Raw genomic sequence first — 1,967 nt, 5'->3', positions numbered from 1 at the left:
AAAATCATTGAGATTACCATTAGTAGGGAGGCCAGCATCTATTTCAATGTTTGCTTGGTTTTGGCATAAGAAATATTGTGCTTCAGGTTCAATATTAGGTAAAGGATTAAGAAATAATTGTACTTGATTGATACCAAAACATTGATTGAGGTTTTCTACTCTAGCAAATACTATATCTTGCCCTTGTGTTAATGAAGTGGTATTAGTTGTTGTTGTTATAGGGTTAGATTCACTTAAAGCATCTGCTATAGTTTGATAATACATAACTGTTAAATTAGGTGTTGCTATGCCAAGCAATATTTGTGGATTAGCCAGTGAAAGATCAAATTCACGAAACCCATCTTCTGTACCGTCATCATCACATAATCTTAAAATTGCATCATTTGCAGATGTAACACTTACTTCTAAGTCTAAAGTTGAAATCCTAAAACATCCATTAAGATCATCTGTAACACGAACGAATAATTGTTGATTTATCGCAGTATTTTGATATGTGGTTGTATTTGTAATAGCCGGAGTATTTGCATTTGCAGATGCAATATCTTCAAAGAATAATACAGTTCTATTTGTTGTACTTCCCGTAATCTGATTACTAGCTTCATTAAGATTAAAAAGAGTGATGCCATCTGTTGGATCCATAAATTCATCACATTGTATTAAAGAAATGGCATTTGCTACAGGCAAAGGGTTTACTTCTAAATTAAATTGAACAATACTAATAGTATTTATACATGGTTGTGTTGCGGCATATTGTGCTCTAACAAAAATCGTCTGAGGATTCACAGTATTTGTAAAAGGAGCGTTTTTATCTATAATACCAATTCCAGTATTTGCATCAGTCAGAGATGAATGATATGTTATGATATTGATAGCAGGGTCTAGTCCGTTAAGAATTTCATTGTCTTTATCTCTAAGTAAAAAAGAAACAAATCCATTTGTATCATTGCCATCATTGGCATTATCACATACCGTGAATGGGGAAGGAGTAGTTATTTGTGGTCCAGGAATGGTTATCAATGTGAATGTATCAATGATAAAACAACCAGTAATTGTATTTTCTATACGTACATGTATGGTTTCATTATTTTGAGTGCTTAGATAAGGACTGGCTAAGGGCAAGTTATTAATACTGGCATCTTCTTCGGTATTATGATATGAGATTGCTGTATTGGTCTGTGTTCCTAATATAGCAGCTGTATTACTATTTAAATCAAAATTTGTTCTTCCGTCACCAGAGTTTCCTATGACATCACATTCTGTAAGATCAAGATTTACCGTAGTGCCTGCAGTATTAACAGGGCTATCTGGAAGTATTGCTGTACCTGTAAATGTAAGGTCAAAACCTCCATTCTGAGAAAAATTATCAATTAAAATAAAATACTCTTCTCCGGCTACGGCATCTATGGCACGTACAAACCCATTTCCAAGATTTCCGGGGCCTTCGCTCAGATCCGTTTCAGTGCTATTGAGCCCTGTTAAGGTAGAGACTCCAGCTGCTGGAGGATTGGTAGAGGAGCATCGAATAGAACTACCTAAAGTAGAGCATGTAACATTAGGTCCGTAAACTGCAAAATCATAATCTTCGGCAGTGCTTGAGGATTCTGGTGTTATGGTGAATGCTAGCGTTCCTGATTGAACAATATTAACTCGTAACCATAAACTTTGACTTTCTGTAAAAGAACAAGCAGGAGCATTGTTACCAGGTAATGCAAAATCGTTGATACCTACACCGTTAGAGTTTAATTCTAGATTAGTATCTCCACAAACAATAATAGAATTAACACAATCGGTAGGTTCGTTTTGTGAATAACCGATAAAAAATACAGAAGTAAGAAGTAAAGTTAAAAGTAATTTTTTTTTCATTTGGGGTATTTATATTGTCGGTCAAGATACTAATAAATAGAAAGCTAGTTTAATATTCTCTATAAACTCTATGGTAAACATAGTTAACGAATAAGAGAGAAACT

General features: G+C 34.2%; 1 protein-coding gene. It reads right to left on the bottom strand.

What is annotated here, in order from left to right; all coding sequences use genetic code 11:
• Positions 1-1,863: hypothetical protein (locus tag Z053_RS0127300; RefSeq protein WP_025668143.1), on the bottom strand; the 1,863-nt coding region annotated here is incomplete at its 3' end.
• Between the last annotated feature and the right edge of the window lie 104 nt (positions 1,864-1,967).

The organism is Aquimarina megaterium XH134 (assembly GCF_000520975.1).
Classification (GTDB): Bacteria; Bacteroidota; Bacteroidia; order Flavobacteriales; family Flavobacteriaceae; genus Aquimarina; species Aquimarina megaterium.
The sequence above is the reverse complement of the archived record's forward strand: the minus strand, read 5'-3'. Positions and strand labels throughout refer to the sequence as shown.